Genomic DNA, 22,972 nt, shown 5'->3' on the forward strand with positions numbered 1-22,972 from the left:
TCCTTTATGCTATACCCAAGACTTGACTAAAAAAAGAGAGATTACCCGTTTAGGATAATCTCTCTTTCACTTATTCTGTCAGTGGTTACTTCTTAATATACAACCAACTTCCTTTCGTATGTTTCTTGTTGTTGTTATCCGTGTATTCAATGATATAGTAATACGTACCTTGTGGCAATTTCTCAGCAGCTTCAATCGTTACTCGTCCGTTTGAAATCGCTCGGAATACTCTATTAACATTATCATAGCCTTTCGTCTCAAATACCTTAACTCCCCAACGATTGTAAATACGAACCGTATTATTAGGATATCTCTCTATACCTTGAATATGGAAGTAATCATTCAATCCATCTCCATTCACAGAAATAGCATTATAAGGTATAACTTCATCCAACACCGTTATCGTTACCTTAGCTATAGAACAGTTACCCATCGTATCGCAAAGCCCATACTCGAAACTGTCTACTCCTGCATAACCTCGGTTAGGTGTGTAAACAACCTCATCATCTGACGGATCATTAGTCGTTCCATTGTTATTGATAACAACCGTTCCGTTTTTAGGTTGCGTAACAATAGTCAAAGTTCCTTGCGTAGGCACATGCTCATCATTAGATACTACTTTAACCGCAACAGGTGTATCAACTACCGTCTGTTCAACATCATCTTTCGCTACTACAGGTGTCGTTGGAGTTGTTACCTCTGTAACTACTATCGTTACTGTAGCAGTATCACAAGTAATCGTTCCTGATTTCGTACAGATTTCATAACCTATAACATACGTTCCCGTTGGCGTACCTGATGGTACCGTAACATTTCCTGTCGATGGGTCTAAGTTCGGTACGATTGTTCCTGTTGGGGTTGACGTTACAGTTATCGTTACATCAGATGTTGTTGGTGTTTTTGCACCAAGCTTGTCGTTATCCAATACGTTTCCTACTGTTTGCGTGTTGGTCGAAGTCGTGGCTGTAAACGTATCTGTATTCGCTGTAGGCGTAGCTACAACTCCTTTAACCGTAATGTAAACCGTAGCTTCATCACATGCCTGTGGAGTTCCACTATCACAAACTCTATACGTAAAGGAGTCTGTCCCTACAAAGTTCGTAGTCGGTGTATACGTAAACGTACCATCTGTACTCAAACTCAACGTTCCATTAGAAGGAGTTGTTACCACTGTAGTAGTTACTGTATCGCCCTCTGGGTCGGTGTCATTATTCAACACATTTCCTACTACTGCTACATTAACATCCGTATTGTAAGCATCGTCATTAGCAACTGTAATATTAGTTGTTGTAGATACCACAGACACATGTACTCTCGCTGTTGCACAAGTAGACGTTACATTACCATCACAAATGATGTAAGTGAACTCATCTTCTCCTACAAAGTCTGTTGTTGGTGTATATGTGAATGTTCCGTCAGCATTCAAAACAACTGTTCCATGAGATGGATTCGTATGTTTCGTTACACTGAAAGTATCTCCTTCTGGATCAAAGTCATTCGACAACACGCTTATCAAAACACCTGTATTTACTTTAGTAACAGCTGTGTCATCATTCGCAACCAAACTATTGATTCCTTTCGGTAATACTTGGATACTTATCGTAGCTGTTGCACATGCCTGCGGTGTTCCGTTATCACATACTTCATACGTATAAGATACCGTTCCTACAAAACCTGTAGAAGGAGTAAACGTATATGTTCCGTCTGAGTTCAACACAAAGCTATGTCCTCCTACTGTATTTGTTTGTGTTGTCCATACTTGCGTATCTCCCTGAGGATCTAAATCGTTCGTTCCTACACTTCCTGAAACTTGAGTATTTACATAAGTATTATTAATATCATCTTTCGCTACAGTCGTATTTGTTGGTGTTACTACCTCCGTAACTGTTATTACTACAGTAGCCGTAGCACAAGTAATCGTTCCTGATTTTGTACAAATCTCATAACCAATTGTATATGTTCCCGTTGGAGTACCTGATGGTACCGTAACATCTCCTGTTACAGGGTCTAAGTTCGGTACAACTGTTCCTGTTGGGGTTGACGTTACAGTTATCGTTACATCAGATGTTGTCGGCGTTTTTGTACCAATTTTATCATTATCCAATACGTTAACTACAGTTCCACTTTGAGTGGTCGTTACAGTTACTGGGTCGTCAGTAGCCGTGATTACCGTAGGGGTTGTTACCGCAGTAACTATTACAGTTACCGTAGCTGTGTCGCAGGTAATCGTTCCTACTTTTGTACAGATTTCATAACCTATAACATACGTTCCCGTTGGTGTACCTGATGGTACCGTAACATCTCCTGTTACAGGGTCTAAGTTCGGTACGATTGTTCCCGTAGGGGTTGACGTTACCGTTATCGTTACATCAGATGTTGTTGGCGTTTTTGTACCAAGCTTGTCGTTATCCAACACGTTTCCTACTGTTTGCGTGTTGGTCGAAGTGGTAACTGTAAACGTATCTGTATTCGCTGTAGGCGTAGCTACTTGCTTCACTGAGATGTAAACCGTCGCCGTAGCACATGCTTGAGGTGTTCCATTATCACATACTTCATATGTATAAGATACTGTTCCTACAAAACCTGTAGAAGGAGTAAACGTATATGTTCCGTCTGCGTTCAACACAAAGCTATGTCCTCCTAATGTATTTGTTTGTGTTGTCCATACTTGCGTATCTCCCTCAGGATCTAAATCGTTCGCTGCTACACTTCCTGAAACTTGAGTATTTACATAAGTAGTTCTAAAGTCATCTTTCGCTACAGTCGTATTTGTTGGTGTTACTACCTCCGTAACTGTTATTACTACAGTAGCCGTAGCACAAGTAGTCGTTCCTGATTTTGTACAGATTTCATAGCCTATAACATACGTTCCCGTTGGCGTACCTGATGGTACCGTAACATTTCCTGTCGATGGGTCTAAGTTCGGTACGATTGTTCCAGTTGGAGTTGAAGTTACCGTTATCGTTACATCAGATGTTGTCGGTGTGTTCGTGCCAATTTTATCATTATCCAATACGTTAACTACTGTTCCACTCTGAGTGGTCGTTACAGTTACTGGGTCGTCAGTAGCCGTGATTACCGTAGGGGTTGTTACAGCTGTAACTACTATCGTTACCGTAGTGCTTGTACAGTTGCTCGTATTCACTCTATCACAAATCGTATAAGTACCTGTGTACGTACCTGATGGCGTGTTCGGTGAAATCGTTATGTTTCCGTCCGTACCCATTGTGATATTAGGATGTGTAAACGCACCCGGAGTTAAGGTCACCGTTGAAGTGCTTACGGAAGCTCCGCCTAAACTATCATTATCCAATACATTACCTACCGTTTGGGTCGTGGTCGTTGTCGTTACCGTATAGGCATTTGGCAATGCCACTATCTCAGGTGCGGATACTGTCACTGTCACCGTCGCTGTTTTGCAAGATGCTGAACCCGTAACAATACCCTTAGGACACAATTCATACACTATCGTATAAACTCCTGCAGGGGTATTGGTAGGTACTTCTACATCTCCCGTAATGGTTGATAAAGTAGGGGGCACTCCCGCTCCAATAGGGGTCGCCGGTTGTTTAACTCCTATATTCACAAACGAAGGCAATACAGGGGTATGACCATTAATCTCGTCATTGCTCAACACATTACCCACTACCCTAGGAGTAGCAATTGTCGTAGCCGTATAGGTATCGTTAGCAACTGTTAACGTAGGCGTTCCTACAACAACTTGTACTTCCGCAGTATCACAATCCGTAGTGCCTCCTGACAAGCATATTTCATACGTTATCGTATAAATGTTTGGTAAAGTTCCTTGTGGAATCGTGATGTTTCCGTTCGTGCCCAAAACAGGTACGTTCGTGCCCGTAGGATTTTGGATATTGTCGATAGTTACCAAAGTGGTCGTAGCCGTTTGCGTTCCTACCTTGTCATTATCCAATACGTTACCTACCGTTTGGGTTGCCGTTGTGTTCGTTACCAAATAAGAATCATCAGTAGCTGTCACTTTCTTAATCGTAATCGTAGCTGTAGCTGTATCGCAAATACCTGTATTTGCCTTATCACAAATAGTATAAGTAAACGTATGTGTACCCGATGAAGCTGTATTTCCTATCGTTAACGTACCATCCGAATTAAGTGTTACTCCAATTGGTAAATTCGCAGATGTCACACTTACCGTCGCACTCGTTGGTGATACTCCATTCAACTTGTCGTTTTCAAACACTGTCTTCGTGGTCGTTCCTACAGTTTGAACTCCAAAATCATCATCAACAGCGTCGATATTTTTAACAGTGAAAATAACTTTTGCTGTATCACAGTTCGCTGGTGTGACGCCTTTTTCACAAAGAGTGTAAGTAAACGAATGTAATCCCGTAGGGGTATCACTACCAATGGTTACTTTTCCGTTAACATCAATAGTTACTCCAACAGGCAATGACGTATGTGTGGTTATGGTGACAGTTTGTGAACTCACTCCTTTTCCGTCTAACCTATCATTAGCAAAAATATCTATCGTACTGTTAGGTACTAAATTATAACCGTTTACAGAATCTCCATTGTCGTCATCATTGGCTTCTATCCTATTTTTTACTGTTATAGTTACAGTCGCCGAATCACAAACGTCCGTAAATACTTTCGAACAAAGCTGATACGTAAAGGTATATATTCCACTTTTAGCGTTACTTACAAGAATATCTCCCGTTGGACTTACCGTTATGCCTTCTGGAAGTGCTGATGTTGTCAGATCTACCTCTACAGGTATGCTTGGAATCGTTCCGTTATACTTATCATTATCCAATATATTTCCACTTCCTGAAAGAGATCCGTTTTCATACGTAAATTCATCATCTCCTGTATTGATGTTTATTACTTTTACCGTTACCGTCGCCGTATCACAAGGCATATCATTTACTCTTTCACAGATACGATAAGTAATCGTATATATTCCTGTAGGAACAGAATCACTGTTCACTTGTACTTTACCCGTTGCCGTGTCAATTGTTACACGCGGGTCGGTAGTGGCTATTTGTGTAATAGTTACATTGGTAGACGTTGCCGATGCAGTTCCTAAAGTATCATTCGACAATATCGTCGTTGTAGACGTACGCAAAGGACTAAGTGCATCAACCTCTATAAGCAAATCATCAACAGCGTCAATAGTTACTAATCTAACAAACGCCGTTTTAGTCGATGTATTACCAAAAGTATCTGTTGCTGTGATGGTTACCGTTATCGTATTACCTGTTACATTACACAAATCCATAGGCTTAACTGCAGAGTAATTATTTGTGATAGTAGCCACCACTCCACAAGCATCAGTCACATTAACACTTGATAGCCAACCACTTACCTGAGTATCTATATTCGGTGCTTCACAACTAATCGTCAAATCTGCTAAATTATCAATTACAGGAGCTTGAGTATCATCAATAGTGATGGTTACTGCAACTCTACCACTCTCACACCCCTCTGCATTTACTTGGCTTACGTATTTAGTGGTAACTGTATTAGCCGTTACATTGCGTGAAACTGTAGGTGTGGCGGCCAGTTGAGTAGGCGATGTAGCCGTATCATACCAACGTAACGTATGTCCTGCCATTGGAGTTGCCACAAAGGTTACTGTATCCGTAGAAGCACAAAATACTTGATTGGTAACCACAGGAGGTATCGGAACAGCAAGTGCTACCTTAGCTTGGAAAGGTGTAGAGGCTACTGTACAAGTTCCATTTCTAACTTCTAACGTATAACTTGTTCCGAGTACCATACCTGTAATGGTATTCCCACTTAGGGTAGCATCGTTCGGGGTTAAAGTATAAGTAAAATTGCTATCGTAGTTAGTGATTGTAGCTGTCGTACCATTTATTCCACATTGAGCATTAGCCACTTGTACTACAGGAACACTCGGTGTGGCATAGACATTTACCAACACATTAGCTTTCACACTTTCGCATTGACCCGCCTGTATTTGTGTTGCCTGATAGGTAGTTGCGTGTGTTAATGGCGTAGCGTCGTTCAGTAGCATATTTCCGCTATAAACCTTAATAGTATTGAAAGCAGTAGCGTTAATACGTTTTTTCAAATCCAAAACAGTGGCTGCATCACAGAAATTTTGTGGCGTAGCTACCGTAAAGGCAGGAGAAGGCTTAACTGTTACCGTTACGGTTTGTGTAGCCTCACAGCCGTTGGTTCGTCTTACAGTTAGAGTATAAGTTACGGTAAGCGGTGCCGAAAGACTTGATCCTGAATAGGTGAAAATTGGATTCTTCACAACAGCACTTGATAAATAAGCCAAAGCTCCCGGTGTTACTGCTTCCCACTTATAATCCTCATAATCAGGAGCCTCTACGTTATAAACAATTTGTTGTCCTACTCCTTCGCAAACCTGGAAATCAGACACCAAACCTGTTATTTTCGTAGGTGCTTCGATGATTTTTTCCAAATCCTCATTACATAAACAAGGATTCGACGAACTTCTAATTGCTAAATGCAAACGGCATAGTTTATCCTGTGGTAATAAAATTTGAAGCGTTTGCTGTACAGAAGTTGTGTTAGCGGGAACACTCAAATTAGTAAGCGTAAAATCCTGTACCTTTTCAGCATCAGTGACATTTCCGTTATTATCAACATCATCAAACAAGGTTACCACTAAATTTCCTGTATAAGCAACGCTAGATGTATTCTCTATCTTGTAAGTTATGTTTACTCTTTCTTTATTGCTTTCTACGGACGAAATAAACTGAATATCCTTAATTCTAAGTTCCGCTCGATCCATTGGAATAACCACTTCGCCACGCTGACGGGAAGTTTCAACAGTTATTGAAGGGCAATTCATTGTTCCACATGGTATTCCACTTACTTTATCAACTGTATAATACTTTAACTTTTGAGTTACTGCACAATTTTCAATGACAAAATTCGCTTTTTGACGTACTTCAATAGTATAGGTAAAGAAATTTGTGTCTTGCATACCCGCAGGAATCGCAATATGTAACTCGGTTTCTCCATCTCCAACAGAGGTAATAGGAGTAGTTGCTAAAACAGGATCAGAAAAAGTAGCTCCAACATTTTTTCCTGTTGCTACAAACGTATCCGGTACGTATTCAAACCCTTTCGGGATACGTACGATCACTTCTCCACCTGATTGGGTTGCTACAAAAGATGTGGCTCCTGGCTCTCTTGTAATAACATGTTTTCCTTCAAATTTAGCAAATGAAGGAGGTGAAAGAGCCAAACCAACGCAGTAGTTAGCATTACCGCTAAGTTTTTTCAAAACATTATCTACCTTGTATTGATTGGAAACTACACCAGTTATACCTGCCGTAATCACTGTATTTTTGTCTCCCTCCACTTCATTACCACAAATATTGAATCCAGTCATGTCTACATCAAAAGACGAACCTGAAACAAAATCGCAATCGGGTTGAACATTAAAGGCTACTCCCACACGTCGGTTATTTTCAGTACCTTCAGCAATACTTCCTGGTAATATATTTCCTGCTGCTACAACTCCTGAAAGGTCATAGGTTATCAGATTACCACTTACGGAAGGTGTCAACGTATAATTATTGGAAGAACCATACGGATAGGTTACCACAAAATCCGAAATTAATAGCCCTGCTTCTTTAACAATAACCACTTTAGGTTTTTCAATGTTTCCTTCCCCCGCACTATTAATGATATATTTATAAGGTGTTTTTGAACACATTGCAATCGTATTCGAATTACCTCCCACACCTGGATTAGTGTTTTCGGGAGTAATTTGTATCACACTTTGTACCACATTGAGTGTATAAGTTACCTTGTTTTCATTACAAGTATGCTGATACCCTCTTATAGGATACTCGGAACAATTCCAACCTGCATATACATCAAAAGACGTATCGGCACAATTGGTCATTTCAAATCTGATTTTATACTTCTTCTTAGCCCCTTTAGCCAAACCAGCTTGACTCAAAAAGAACATAGACTCACCAGAAATACCCGTTTGACGGAGAACTGGTATATTAGTATTGGAATCAATTAATTCTAACACTTTAACTCCCTGTATATCCGGAATTGACAACCAAGTATAAGGAGCATCCGTCAAACTGGAATTGTTTAACTCTACCTCTACTTCTTGTTGCTTGGTGTTTACACGAAGTGTAAGGGGAGTTACAGAAGTTAATGCAACACCTGGTTTTTCAGAATAACGCAAGATTCCTTCCAATTTTTTATTTTCAACTTTTTCTCCTCCATTTGCTGCATAATGGTAATAATAATCGTAGTAATTAATCTCAGCTTTTGCTTTTTCAGTATTATCAGTTTTTGAACCACACGAAGCTTGAAGCGTAACTTTTAAAGTAGCATTATAATCATTCTCAACGGAAATTTCACCTGCGTGAAGATGTTGAGGATTATTTCTGTCAGTAGGGTTGGTAAAAGTATACACCTTATTAGTTCCATTGTCGGTTGATGAAAAATAACTTGTAATATCCTTGTAACCAGAAACTACGTGAGCGTCTTTTTGTCTAAACTCGTATTCGATTTTAACGATTTTATAAGAGCTGGGATAAGTCAGCTTAATATCTTTTATCAAACGACCAGGGCGAAACTCTTGAGAAAAATAAGTTCCTGCTGTATTTGACCTACGTGCCATATACACTTGGTTGGAACCAATGGCAGTTTCGACACAACCTTTTATTTCATAGGAATTTGTTCCCAACAACTCATAAGTCCCTGCTACATAAAATGTTGGTATTTGTTTCACACCACAGTATTCTTTATTGGTAGCGTGCGTATAAAAGTAAGATTCGTTAGATGATTGAACATCATAAGCTGTATTTTTAGAACCTGCACCACTGGTAAGTTGATATGTAGCTACAACTTTAAATTGGTCGCCATTTCTCATCTTATCAGATGGTAAGTAAGGCGTTAGATTCCATAAAAATCCGGTATTTTCGCCACTCCAATTTTCTGTCGACTTAATTGGGAATGTACTGTTCGCCTGTAAGGTTTGATTTACTATTTCAACACCTCCACGCATGATGGTAAACTTCAAACTTTTTGGCACCAAACGAGTTCCTTTTTTCACTTCCCAATGGTAGTAAAGATCATTAAAATTCCCTTGAGCTTCACCTTCGGCAGTAACTTCAATATCATCTAAATACAAGGCTCGTGATAACTCCAACTCATTGGTGTAATCGCTACGCTGCATTCGTTCATTCATTGTCCAATCTTTCCACCCATAGGAATTCTCAGCTCGTTCAGTTTTCGTGCTTACCATACGAGGTGCATTATTACAGCCAGTATCAGGACAATCATAGGCTATCTGTTTTTTACTACAAACAAACTCCATAGCGTACTGATGTGATTTTCCATAACTATCTATATGATATATAGTATATTCAATCTCTCCAGAATTAACACCAGTACAACTTACTAATTCCAAATCAAAAGCAATATATCCTTTTTCCCACGTAGTAGAAGTAAACGTATGAGAAAACGTTGTTCCAGCCGCCACATCTGGTAAATCAACCTTTATAGCAGGATCTGTACTATTTGTATCATCGTAAGAGTAATGCGGTTTTTTAACCAAACGCACATTTTTCATTGACAAATTGGGGGGTAATTTAACTTGATACGTGTATCCTACAGGCGTATATCCCCAACTTTTCCCTTGCTCACGCTCAGCACTACTATAAGAGTGATTTCCAAAAATTAAATACGCTGAACGTGGTTGATTCAAAGAAAGAACATCTGGCAATTTTGAAGAATCTAAAATTCCAAACATAGTCCTACTCATTGCAGCAGTCATTGTTATTTCAGGAGAGGATATGCTTTGTGCACAAGCATCCTTATAATCAAATAGCGCTATTGGGTTTATAGAAAACTGACCTGATTCATGTTTTAACAAACAATTAACAGGAGCTACTTTTTTAAGTTTAAATCGAAGCGTAACCTTTGCATTTTTTGGCCAATCATCTGCATAACCATCCCCGTCAATATCCGAAAGTCCAATATTTTTTCCTGCCAAAAAAGCTACATTCAATTCTGATATATCACGAAAAGGAATTTCACGTGTACGAAAAGCAGGATTATTAGCTTCATTTTTTTCAGGTAAAGGAGTAGTGGGAATAGGGATTCCAATCTCTGTTCCATCAGTAGCGACAATTCGTAAATCCGAAATTTGATGCTTGTCAAATGCTATCCACGAATACTCTCGATATTTAAATAATACATCATAAGCTGTGGCATTTCCAGAACCATTATTTAAAAATGTCACATTATATTGTCCTACTTCATTTCCTCCAAGTCCATCTATCCATGTAAAATAAGTCTCATTTCCGTTATTCATTATCGTGATATTCGGTGTTCCCGATTCGACGTTAATGGTACGTGAGTTGGAAATCGTTTGATAAAAATCGTTTTGATTTTGAGAACTACCCCACATAGCAAAATACTTATTTTGACGGTTAGCATCACAACCCGTTACTGTATAATTTTCTGTAACAAGAATACTGCCATTACGAGCCACACCAGTAGGTACATTTACCTTATACAGTTGTAAAGAAATAGACGTACCCGCAGGAGTAAAAGTTGCTACTGGAGATAAATCCATTCCTTCGTAAGAAATTGAATTACCCGTAATTCCAGCAGGATATTGCACAGCGAAATAAATATCTTTCACAATACCATCTCCCGTATTTTTAATTCTAAATTTCTGAGAACTTGTCCCAGATGCATTTTCATGTGTAGGAAGGGCTGTAGTACTTTCCCCTTCTATTGCTAACACAGGATATTTCAATATGTAAGGATCGGTATGTGCAGGTGCAACTGCATTCCCGTCCACGCTCATTGTTATTTCATCCTTTAATCCTGAGTTAAGAGACTGCATAATTTGTGGTGTTACTTTTTTGGCAATAGAAAAAGTTGCCTCTGAAGCTCCTGTGATACCTGTGATTTTAAATACAGGTCTCCGTGTATCGGAAATATTGTACTCCTGTACAGGCAATCCACTGACTAAAGTTAAATTACCATCGTAGTGCATTCCTTGTGGGAAAGTGACAGTAATAAGTGCTTCTGAGGCAGATGTCGAAAAATTTGCTCTCACAGTCAAGATACCTGCCTTAAAACCATTTTCGGCAATTGATTGCCCTCCTGAAGTTGTTACTGGAGTACCTAAACTTTGAGCCATTCCTTGCCCTAAACCGAATAACAACAAAAATAATTTTAAAATTAGTTTTTTCATAAGTAAAACGTTACGTTTATTTTTAGCCCAAAATGTGGGTAGTGAAATGGGTACAAAATTACGACAATTATTCCATAAACGATATATATACACTCATCTTTTGCATTTTATTAACCCAAATTACAGATTCAATAAAAATACTGAAAAACTTTCCAAGATAAATCTTAAAAATTTAACAATTAGAGATTAAATTATTGAGAAATAATTTTGCTTATTAAAATTGTAAAAGTAATAAAGCTATAACCATTCATGTTATTTATTTCTTATGTCACTCTGTAAAATTTTTATGAAGTATATTCAAAAGTGAATTAGTAGAATGTAGTAAGTCCTGCAAAACGAAGAAAACATATCAATTCTTCGGTTTCTCAAGACTTGACTAAAAAAGAGAGATTACCCGTTTAGGATAATCTCTCTTTCTCTTATTCAGTCAGCGGTTACTTCTTAATATACAACCAACTTCCTTTCGTATGTTTCTTGTTGTTGTTATCGGTGTATTCAATGATATAGTAATACGTACCTTGTGGCAATTTCTCAGCAGCTTCAATCGTTACTCGTCCGTTTGAAATCGCTCGGAATACTCTATTAACATTATCATAGCCTTTCGTCTCAAATACCTTAACTCCCCAACGATTGTAAATACGAACCGTATTATTAGGATATCTCTCTATACCTTGAATATGGAAGTAATCATTCAATCCATCTCCATTCACAGAAATAGCATTATAAGGTATAACTTCATCCAACACCGTTATCGTTACCTTAGCTATAGAACAGTTACCCATCGTATCGCAAAGCTCATACTCGAAACTGTCTACCCCTGCATAACCTCGGCTAGGTGTGTAAACAACATCATCATCCGACGGATCATTAGTCGTTCCATTGTCATTGATAACAACCTTTCCGTTTTTAGGTTGCGTAACAATAGTCAAGGTTCCTTGCGTAGGCACATGCTCATCATTAGATACTACTTTAACCGTAACAGGTGTATCAACTACCGTCTGTTCAACATCATCTTTCGCTACTACAGGTGTCGTTGAGGTTGTTACCTCTGTAACTACTATCGTTACTGTAGCAGTATCACAAGTAATCGTTCCTGATTTTGTACAGATGCTATAACCTATCGTATACGTTCCCGTTGGAGTACCTGACGGCACCATAACATTTCCTGTTACAGGGTCTAAGTTCGGTACTATCGCTCCCGTTGGGGTTGACGTTACAGTTATCGTTACATCAGATGTTGTTGGCGTTTTTGTACCAATTTTATCATTATCCAATACGTTAACTACAGTTCCACTTTGAGAGGTCGTTACAGTTACTGGGTCGTCAGTAGCAGTGACTACTGTAGGGGTCGTTACCGCTGTAACTGTTATTACTACAGTAGCTGTGTCGCAGGTAATCGTTCCTGATTTTGTACAGATTCTATAACCTATCGTATACGTTCCCGTTGGTGTACCTGATGGTACCGTAACATCTCCTGTTACAGGGTCTAAGTTCGGTACTATCGCTCCTGTTGGGGTTGACGTTACAGTTATCGTTACATCAGATGTTGTCGGTGTGTTTGTACCAAGCTTGTCGTTATCCAATACGTTCACTACTGTTCCACTTTGAGTGGTCGTTACAGTTACAGGGTCGTCAGTAGCCGTGATTACCGTAGGGGTTGTTACCGCAGTAACTATTACAGTTACCGTAGCTGTGTCGCACATAATCGTTCCTGATTTTGTACAGATGCTATAACCTATCGTATACGTTCCCGTTGGCGTACCTGACGGCACCATAACATTTCCTGTTACAGGGTCTAAGTTCGGTACTATCGCTCCTGTTGGGGTTGACGTTACAGTTATCGTTATATCAGATGTTGTCGGTGTGTTTGTACCAAGCTTGTCGTTATCCAATACGTTCACTACTGTTCCACTTTGAGTGGTCGTTACAGTTACTACATCATCAGTAGCCGTGATTACCGTAGGGGTTGTTACCGAAGTAACTATTACAGTTACCGTAGCTGTGTCGCACGTAATCGTTCCTGATTTTGTACAGATGCTATAACCTATCGTATACGTTCCCGTTGGAGTACCTGATGGTACCGTAACATTTCCTGTTACAGGGTCTAAGTTCGGTACGATTGTTCCAGTTGGGGTTGACGTTACCGTTATCGTTACATCAGATGTTGTTGGTGTGTTCGTACCAAGCCTATCATTATCCAACACATTTCCTACTATTTGCGTATTGGTCGAAGTGGTAACTGTAAACGTATCGGTATTCGCAGTGATATTTAATACGCTTGGCACGACAGGAATTACAATCTCTATCGTTGAATTCGCACAATTGGAAGTAGCATTACCTACACCATCTTTCTCACAGATTGAATATGTCAATGTGTATGTCTTGGTCTCGGTAGCTGTTGTCGATGGAATCAATAATTTACCATCAGTATTAATTACCACTCCTGTGAGTCCTCCATCAGTCAATAACGTTACACTTACCGTACCGCTATTTGGTGTCAATCCGTTCAAATCATCATTTGTAAAGACACTACCCACAGTTTCTCCACCTGCGGTCGTTGAAGTGAATGTATCCGAATTTGCTGTAATAGTTGATACGCTTGGAGCTATAACCGTGATCGTTACCGTAGCATCATCGCAGTTATTAGGGGTCGCTCCATTCTCACAAATCTTATACGTCAACGTATAAACTCCGCTCGAAACATTCGTTCCTACCGTTACTTTTCCGTTAGTAGCATCTAACGTAATGCCCGTTGGGGTAATAAGCGGAGTAAGCGTTACCTGACCCGTACCTGCACCTATAACCACAGGCGTACCATTAAGCTTATCGTTACTAATAACCGTTTGCGTAGTTGTGCCTCCCGATACTACCGATCCTAAATCATCGTTATCAGCTACGATGCTGTTTTCAACCGTGATCGTTACCGTAGCATCATCACAATTATCAGGGGTCGCTCCATTCTCACAAATCTTATACGTCAACGTATAAACTCCACTCGAAACATTCGTTCCTACCGTTACTTTTCCGTCGCCATTCAACGTAATACCCGTTGGGGTAATGATTGGTGTAAGGGTTACCTGACCTACTCCTGTGCCTATAACCACAGGCGTACCATTAAGCTTATCGTTACTAATAACCGTTTGTGTAGTGGTACCTCCCGATACTACCGGTCCTAAATCATCTTCATCAGCTACGATGCTGTTTTGAACGGTTACCGTTACCGTAGCAGCATCGCAGTTATCAGGAGTCGCTCCATTCTCACAAATTTTATAGGTCAACGTATAAACTCCGCTCGGTACATTATTACCAACACTAACTTTACCATTCGTAGTATCTATGGTAATACCCGTTGGGGTAATGATTGGTGTAAGGGTTACCTGACCTACTCCTGTGCCTATAATCACAGGCGTACCATTAAGCTTATCGTTACTAATAACCGTTTGTGTAGTCGTACCTCCCGATACTACCGGTCCTAAATTATCATCTTCGGCGACTATGCCGTTTTGAACCGTGATCGTTACCGTAGCTTCATCACAATTATCAGGGGTCGCTCCATTCTCACAAATCTTATACGTCAACGTATAAACTCCGCTCGAAACATTCGTTCCTACCGTTACTTTTCCGTTAGTAGCATCTATCGTAATGCCTGTTGGGGTAATAAGCGGAGTAAGCGTTACCTGACCTACTCCTGTGCCTATAACCACAGGCGTACCATTAAGCTTATCGTTACTAATAACCGTTTGCGTAGTGGTACCTCCCGATACTACCGGTCCTAAATCATCATCTTCGGCGACTATGCCGTTTTCAACCGTTACCGTTACCGTAGCATCATCACAATTATCAGGGGTCGCTCCATTCTCACAAATCTTATACGTCAACGTATAAACTCCGCTCGAAACATTCGTTCCTACCGTTACTTTTCCGTTAGTAGCATCTATCGTAATGCCCGTTGGGGTAATAAGCGGAGTAAGCGTTACCTGACCTACTCCTGTGCCTATAACCACAGGCGTACCTTTGAGCTTATCATTACTAATAACCGTTTGTGTAGTCGTACCTCCCGATACTACCGGTCCTAAATCATCGTTATCAGCTACGATGCCGTTTTGAACGGTTACCGTTACCGTAGCTTCATCGCAGTTATCAGGGGTCGCTCCGTTCTCACAAATCTTATACGTCAAGGTATAAACTCCACTCGGTACATTATTACCAACACTAACTTTTCCGTTAGTAGCATCTATCGTAATACCCGTTGGGGTAATGATTGGTGTAAGGGTTACCTCACCTACTCCTGTGCCTATAACCACAGACGTACCGTTGAGCTTGTCATTACTAATAACCGTTTGCGTAGTGGTACCACCCGATACTACCGTACCTAAATCATCATCATCAGCTACGATGCTGTTTTCAACCGTGATCGTTACCGTAGCATCATCGCAATTCAATGGATTCGAGCCGTTCTCGCAAATTTTATAGGTCAACGTATAAACTCCGCTCGAAACATTCGTTCCTACCGTTACTTTTCCGTCGCCATCTAACGTAATACCCGTTGGGGTAATAAGCGGAGTAAGCGTTACCTGACCTACTCCTGTGCCTATAACCACAGGCGTACCATTAAGCTTATCGTTACTAATAACCGTTTGTGTAGTCGTACCTCCCGATACTACCGGTCCTAAATCATCATCTTCGGCGACTATGCCGTTTTCAACCGTTACCGTTACCGTAGCATCATCACAATTATCAGGGGTCGCTCCATTCTCACAAATCTTATACGTCAACGTATAAACTCCGCTCGAAACATTCGTTCCTACCGTTACTTTTCCGTTAGTAGCATCTAACGTAATGCCCGTTGGGGTAATAAGCGGAGTAAGCGTTACCTGACCTACTCCTGTGCCTATAACCACAGGCGTACCTTTGAGCTTATCATTACTAATAACCGTTTGTGTAGTCGTACCTCCCGATACTACCGGTCCTAAATCATCGTTATCAGCTACGATGCTGTTTTCAACCGTGATCGTTACCGTAGCTTCATCACAATTATCAGGGGTCGCTCCATTCTCACAAATCTTATACGTCAACGTATAAACTCCACTCGAAACATTCGTTCCTACCGTTACTTTTCCGTCGCCATTCAACGTAATGCCCGTTGGAGTAACTATTGGAGTAAGCGTTACCTCACCCGTACCTGTGCCTATAACCACAGGCGTACCATTGAGCTTATCGTTAGTAATAACCGTCTGCGTAGTCGTACCACCCGATACTACCGTACCTAAATTATCGTTATCAGCTACGATGCCGTTTTGAACGGTTACCGTTACCGTAGCATCATCACAATTATCAGGGGTCGCTCCATTCTCACAAATCTTATACGTCAACGTATAAACTCCGCTCGGTACATTATTGCCAACACTAACTTTTCCGTTAGTAGCATCTATCGTAATGCCTGTTGGGGTAATAAGCGGAGTAAGCGTTACCTCACCCGTACCTGTGCCTATAACCACAGGCGTACCATTTAATCTATCGTTAGTAATAACCGTCTGCGTAGTCGTACCACCCGATACTACCGTACCTAAATCATCATCTTCGGCGACTATGCCGTTTTGAACCGTGATCGTTACCGTAGCATCATCACAATTATCAGGGGTCGCTCCATTCTCACAAATCTTATACGTCAACGTATAAACTCCACTCGGTACATTATTACCAACACTAACTTTTCCGTTAGTAGCATCTATCGTAATGCCTGTTGGGGTAATGATTGGTGTAAGGGTTACCTGACCTACTCCTGTGCCTATAACCACAGGCGTACCATTAAGCTTATCGTTACTAATAACCGTTTGCGTAGTGGTACCTCCCGATACTACCGGTCCTAAATCATCGTTATCAGCGATTATGGAGTTTTTAACCCTAATAGTTACCGTAGCATCATCACATAAAGAAGGTACTACTTTTGAACAAATTTCGTAATTAAAGCTATAATTACCACTTGGCGTTCCCGAAGCTACACGAACTATTCCTGTAATAGGGTCTAAACTTATCCCTGATGGTAACGTTCCTATTGGAGTTAAGGTTACACTCACCATTGAAGACAAAAATTCTCCATCATATTTGTCGTTGTTTAGCACACTACCCGTATTGCCTCCCGCCGACACCTCAAAATCATCATTATCAGCATTGATGTTTTTAACCGTTATGCTTACCGTTGCCGTGTCGCAAGGTGTACCATTTACTTTTTCGCAAATGGTATAAGTAAGCGTATATACGCCTGATGGCACGTTATTAGCCACACTCACTTTACCATCTGTTGTAGCAATGGTTATTCCGGCGTGCGGACTAACCACGTTCTTAATATCTACATCAGCCGTAGTTGCCGAAGCCGTTCCCAACTTATCGTTATCTAAAATACTTCCGGTAGTGGTTGTATTCGCTTCTACAATACCAAAATCATCCTCTACTGCATCAATGGTACACGTAGTATTAACCACAAAAGAGGTCGCCTTAGTACAAGTTCCGTTGGAAACCGTCATCGTATATGTAGTTCCAAAAGCAAAACCTGTAATGGTTGTCCCTGTATGGGTTACCCCTGAACCACTAAACGTATAGGTAAGCGTAGGGTCATAATTAGCAATGATTGCTGAACCACTATTTCCGCAAGTGGCATTTACTACATTTATGGTTGGGGTTGGCAAATCGTTTACGGTAACGGTGTAAACATTCCCCGTAGTGGGTGTTGTTGGACAACCCGAAGCATTAGACACTGAAACCACACGTAGCACTTGGGTGGTGGTAGCATTACTTACCGTATGCGTATAAACGCCACTTGTAGGTAAAGTGATGGTTGAAGCTACTCCATTTACTGTATAATGCACTTCTTCATTGGGGACTCCTGTGAAAGTAAATTTCACATCCTCACCACATTGAACTGATGATAAAGCAGTTACTGTTGGTACAGAAGCCGTCATTCCTTTAACTTCTACCTTTACAATATTCGTATACATAGGTACGTTACAAACATTTTCGACGGTTACCTCCACGAAGTAGTATTTTGCACCCATACTTGCCGTAGATGGCGTATAGGTTGACACCTCTCCCCTATTGAGCGTTTGAGCGTGTACTTGGGTAGCTCCTATCGTTCCGTTGTAGGTGCTTTCAAACCATTTGTAAATCATCTTACCTGCGGTTGGTGGTGAGGTTGAAGCCCCTAAAGCCGTTAACACCACCTGCTCACCCGAACAAACGATATGTGACACGGGTTGTGTAACAATATTAGTTTGATTGAAATTCAAGGTGATGTTTCTCCACGATGAAAGACACCCTCCGTTTTCCATACGATACTTGTACACCTCCGAGGTGGTAAGTGCATACGTATCAGGTAATTCTGTTGCAGTTTCATTACCTCCTACCATACGAATTATATAAACTCTGGGGATTGCCTCACTCCCAAAAATTTGTTTCAAGCGTGCCTTTATGTCGCTTACCACAACTCCGTTGGCACAAGTATTATAGTTCAAATCCGCCAAACGAGGATCTTCTGTTCCGTCTGGTTTTTTGTAAGCCGTATTCTTGATAATTCTTACTCTGGCTATACTGGAACAATAATTGGCTCTATTTATTTTGTAAAAAATATCCCTACTGCCTGCAACAATGTCAAACTGATGAATGGGCGTATTACCTTGCTCATCGCTGAAAAACTCAATAACATCGGTGGTTCGTGCTGTATTTTGAACCTTAATATATTGTGTCAAATCGTTAAAATGATTCGCCTCAAAAGTTACAAAATTGGTTAGATCACCCTCACAAATGTTAAAGGCAATAGCATTCGGAGAGAGGTCTTTGGGCGAAATATTTCGTTTAACCGTTAAAGTAGCGGTTTTGGTAGCCTCCAAACCACAAGCGTTGGAAATTGTATAGGTAAAGGTAAAGGTTTGTCCTTCTAATACGGGTATCATATCCTTGTGCAATGCCATAAGCCCGTTTTGTGAAACCGGGTACATACCTGAAAATTCTCGGATAACACCATTGGTATAGCCCGAAGTTATCGCCTCATTATGCACCACTGAAAACAAATTAGTACGTATGTCGTAAGAGGATTTTCCGTTGAGTTCAGAAGCACATAACTCCACATCGGTAGCGTTCGCCGTTAGCACGGGAGCTACTGCGGTACTGCCCGTTAACTGCACTTCATATTCCGCAGGAATACACAAAGTGAAAGACGCATCTTTCGGAGCTACTCTTAATTTGTACTTATGAGCAAAATCAGTAGCTTGTAGATTGCTCACCTGCAAGGTTGGTGAATGGGATAAAATGGTGCTTGGGTCGTCTTCACGGAACCATTCATAAGTATAAGCTAACGATAAATCGGGTACGGAAAGGGTAGCCGAAGTACCTTGGCAGTACTCGGTGCGGTCGGTGGTGATGACAAACGGGGTCATATTTCGGATTTCTACATCTTTGGTTTCCTGATTGCAGACATCTTCCACCGCAAATTTGTACGAAGCCGAAGGATTGGTTTCCGTGACGGTAAACTTCCCTGTGGTATTCGTAATAGGCACAAAAGAAGTATCCAAGGATCCTCCTACACTTCTGCTCAACACCTTGTAAGTGAAAGGAGGCGTTCCACCACTGGCAACCACCATAATTTCATACTGATTTGCCCCACAGGTAGCCCCTACAATATCTACCAAAACAGGCAACTCCGAAGGGGCTTCGTATTCGCCTATCACTTTCGGACACGCAGAGAGAAGCCCCACCGTGCCGGTGAGTTCCACCACCCGATAACGGGTATAGAGCTTATAGTTGTTATGATTTAAATCCTTGGTTCTATTTTCCTTTCCATTTGAAATAATATCTCCGTAAGGACTTGCATTAGGGTCAATCATATTTACCCAACGGGCTTGTGCCTCATCATAGCCTTGCAACCAATAGGAGCGTTGGTAACTATCATTGACCGCATCATAAAGTTCAATACGTACTTTACACCCTGTTATCGTTGAAAAACGTACCTTGGGGTCGGGCGTTGGGGTTTTTATTTCTACTACCTTATCAACCACATCTTGCTGACATTCAAAACCGATTGCCGATAGAGTATATTTACCAAAAGGTAGGCTGTGAAGTACGCGTCTTCCACTGACTATTGTTGTCCATTGGTCATAATCGTACTCTTGGGGAACGGCAAACGTACCCGAAGTGCCTGGTGCTGGGGTAAAGCCCGTAATACGGATTTTCTGGGGAGCTCCTGCACCACCTGCTTCTAAAAATCCGATACCATAACTTTCATTTTCACAATAATAGGTGCTATGAAACTGACTTGTATTGGGCACACCCACGGGGTTTTGCAAATCGGTTACGGTAATTTGGCGTTGAACTTCAAAGCCACATTCTGCGTGTACGTAGGTGAACTTATAGTCTCCTAACAACAAATGGGGATAGCTCACTAAGGGAAAAGCGGGCTTAGCTAACTGACCATATTTATAATATTTTCCTCCAAAGCGATGATTTTTTGTAAAACCTGCCGCCACGGGGTCAAATCCTATGGGTGCTTCATCCAATACCATATATACAAATCTATGAAGCCATTCCACAGTGGCATAAATATAGGTTTTACCACAAGAGTCGTACGCTTTATTAAGCCTTGCCCAATGGTTAAAATCATCCTCTTTTGTTTTTACCTTCTCAATAAGAGGGGCTAAATTGTGTGTCCCACAGGCGGTGGTTACTTGGAAGTTGTGCGTCCAATTGCCTTTTTCAAACGGAATTTGCACTCCTTCTCCAAAGAAATTTTTATTACCTACTGTCGGTACATTGTGGTAGAAATAGACACTTTCTTGGTTATGATCATACCCTGCATAAGCTACTAATTCAGTTCGGTTGTTAAAACTACGGGTCATCGCATACGACACCCCACTAGGGGAAGTAAGCGTATAGGAGACCGTCATCGGGTAGGGAATGGCATCAGCATGCCAATGTTCCCTTGCCATTTTTATACCACGTTGTAGCCTAACAAGCCCTCGCCCACACTCATCAGTGGGTTTTATGTAAGAAGACCCTCCAATAGGTCCTATATAAAAGGCTTGACCATCAATTCTAAAATTTAGGGTACGCCCTTGCCCGCAAGCGTCTTTTACGTACATTGTGTAATTCCCCGCAGGTAAGTTTTCAAACACATTACTGCTTTGTTCGGGTCGGGTTTCAGGGCCAGAGGTAATTTTAAAAGTAAACGGATAGGACACCCCTTTGGTAATGTTTACAATGGCTCGACCCGTATTAGCCCCACAAAGTATAGGCTGTGCGGTAATGGCGTACTCAATCCCTGGTGGGTTAGGCACTTTTAAATTGCCTACGTTTATGGTTTTTTCATAAAACGTAGTGGGATTGGTTTTCAACTCAGCACGAATAACATAGGTTTTTCCACCTTGTACGGTTTGCAAGTCGTTTCGGTCTGCGGTAGCGGTTTGAAAAGCGGTTTGCGTGGACAGCTTGTGATAAAAATTGTAATTGTCGTTGCTATCGCCCATCATTTGGTAGTAAATTCCCCCCGAATTATCGCAATACTCATCGCGCACACGGGTTTGCAAATGTACCTCCGTGGTTGGTTTTACCTCAAAAGTAACATCATCTACTACCTTGAAACTACAACCACCTGCAATGGCGTGTACTTCAAAAGTGGTATTCTGAGTAAGAACCCCCACAGGAATGGTAACCATAAATAGCGTAGTATCATAACTACCTGCAAACCACATTCCTGTGGTTTTGTTTATGGCAAAATAGGTTACACCGGTAGCCATACGCGAGTTATCCAAATAGATAACCGCATTACTACCCGATTCAATGGGTGAAAACACACTTGCCTTAGTCTGTTTAATCAGTCCATCAAAATACGGGTCACAATCTCCCGAAGGCATTGGTAACGTCGTCGGAGGATTTCCCTGAGCCCACAGCATTGGGCTCACCAAAAAGAAAAATAGTTTGAATAATATTCTCATTGAGTTAAAAATTAGTCTTTAATTATTGGAAGTGATGTAAAAAGTATGATACCTTAAAAAAAGAGGACATTTCTGTCAGGCTGAGCGAAGTCGAAGCCCTGTAATGATAAGGCTTCGACTTCGCTCAGCCTGACAATCAGAACTTCCATCATACTTTTTAAAACACGACCATTATTTATATGTGTGAAAATGGATAACTTGTTAATCAAATTTGTTGGAATATCATTGTTTTTTTATAAATGCGTACTTCATCTATCAAAAACTAACATAAAATTCCTTAACATAGTTTTAAGGGGACAAAAATACATTTTTTTTGAAAAATAATGCAATTTTTTAACTATGCTGAACAAAAAAATAGAATGAAGTTGAAAAAAGACTATTTTGTTTCATCATATCACACAAATTACAGAAAATGACAGCCTCGAAAACCTCTGTATAAACAAAACACACGAACATCTTATGAGGCTCTAAATATGTAAGAAATAGCGAAACGTTGCGTTTAACTTCTCAATTCATCCGATTTTTCCAATGGAACAGAAGGTAATCTGCAAGAAAATACTTTTACAAATTGAATATAACCAACCTCACATAATTTATCTTTCATTTATGTTCTTTTTAAAGCAATTTTTCTCTTTTTACATATCAAAATATAGTAAAAACCACCGATTTTATGCTTTTGCACCCTTACAAAAATGCAAACCTACCCGATTTTATACTCTTATCAGAGTACAATAGTGCAAAACCTGCCGATTTTATGCTTTTGTACCCTTACAAA

The 22,972-nt window shown here is 40.6% G+C and carries 2 protein-coding genes; both read right to left on the reverse strand.

Annotation, left to right across the window (positions count from 1 at the left end):
- Positions 1 to 85: 85 nt before the first annotated feature.
- Positions 86 to 11,218, reverse strand: coding sequence for an Ig-like domain-containing protein (locus ACF3OB_RS03530; RefSeq protein WP_392448362.1), 11,133 nt, complete (start codon positions 11,216 to 11,218; stop codon positions 86 to 88).
- A 434-nt stretch (positions 11,219 to 11,652) separates the two neighbouring features.
- Entirely contained in the window at positions 11,653 to 22,197 is a 10,545-nt protein-coding gene (locus ACF3OB_RS03535; protein ID WP_392448364.1) for a gliding motility-associated C-terminal domain-containing protein, read from the reverse strand.
- Positions 22,198 to 22,972: the final 775 nt, after the last annotated feature.

It is taken from the genome of Capnocytophaga canis (assembly GCF_043187445.1).
Classification (GTDB): Bacteria; Bacteroidota; Bacteroidia; order Flavobacteriales; family Flavobacteriaceae; genus Capnocytophaga; species Capnocytophaga canis.

Bases quoted from the DNA above. Each gene is read 5' to 3' on its own strand.
- ACF3OB_RS03530 (WP_392448362.1), bottom strand. From the start codon at position 11,218: ATGAAAAAACTAATTTTAAAATTATTTTTGTTGTTATTCGGTTTAGGG.
- ACF3OB_RS03535 (WP_392448364.1), bottom strand. From the start codon at position 22,197: ATGAGAATATTATTCAAACTATTTTTCTTTTTGGTGAGCCCAATGCTG.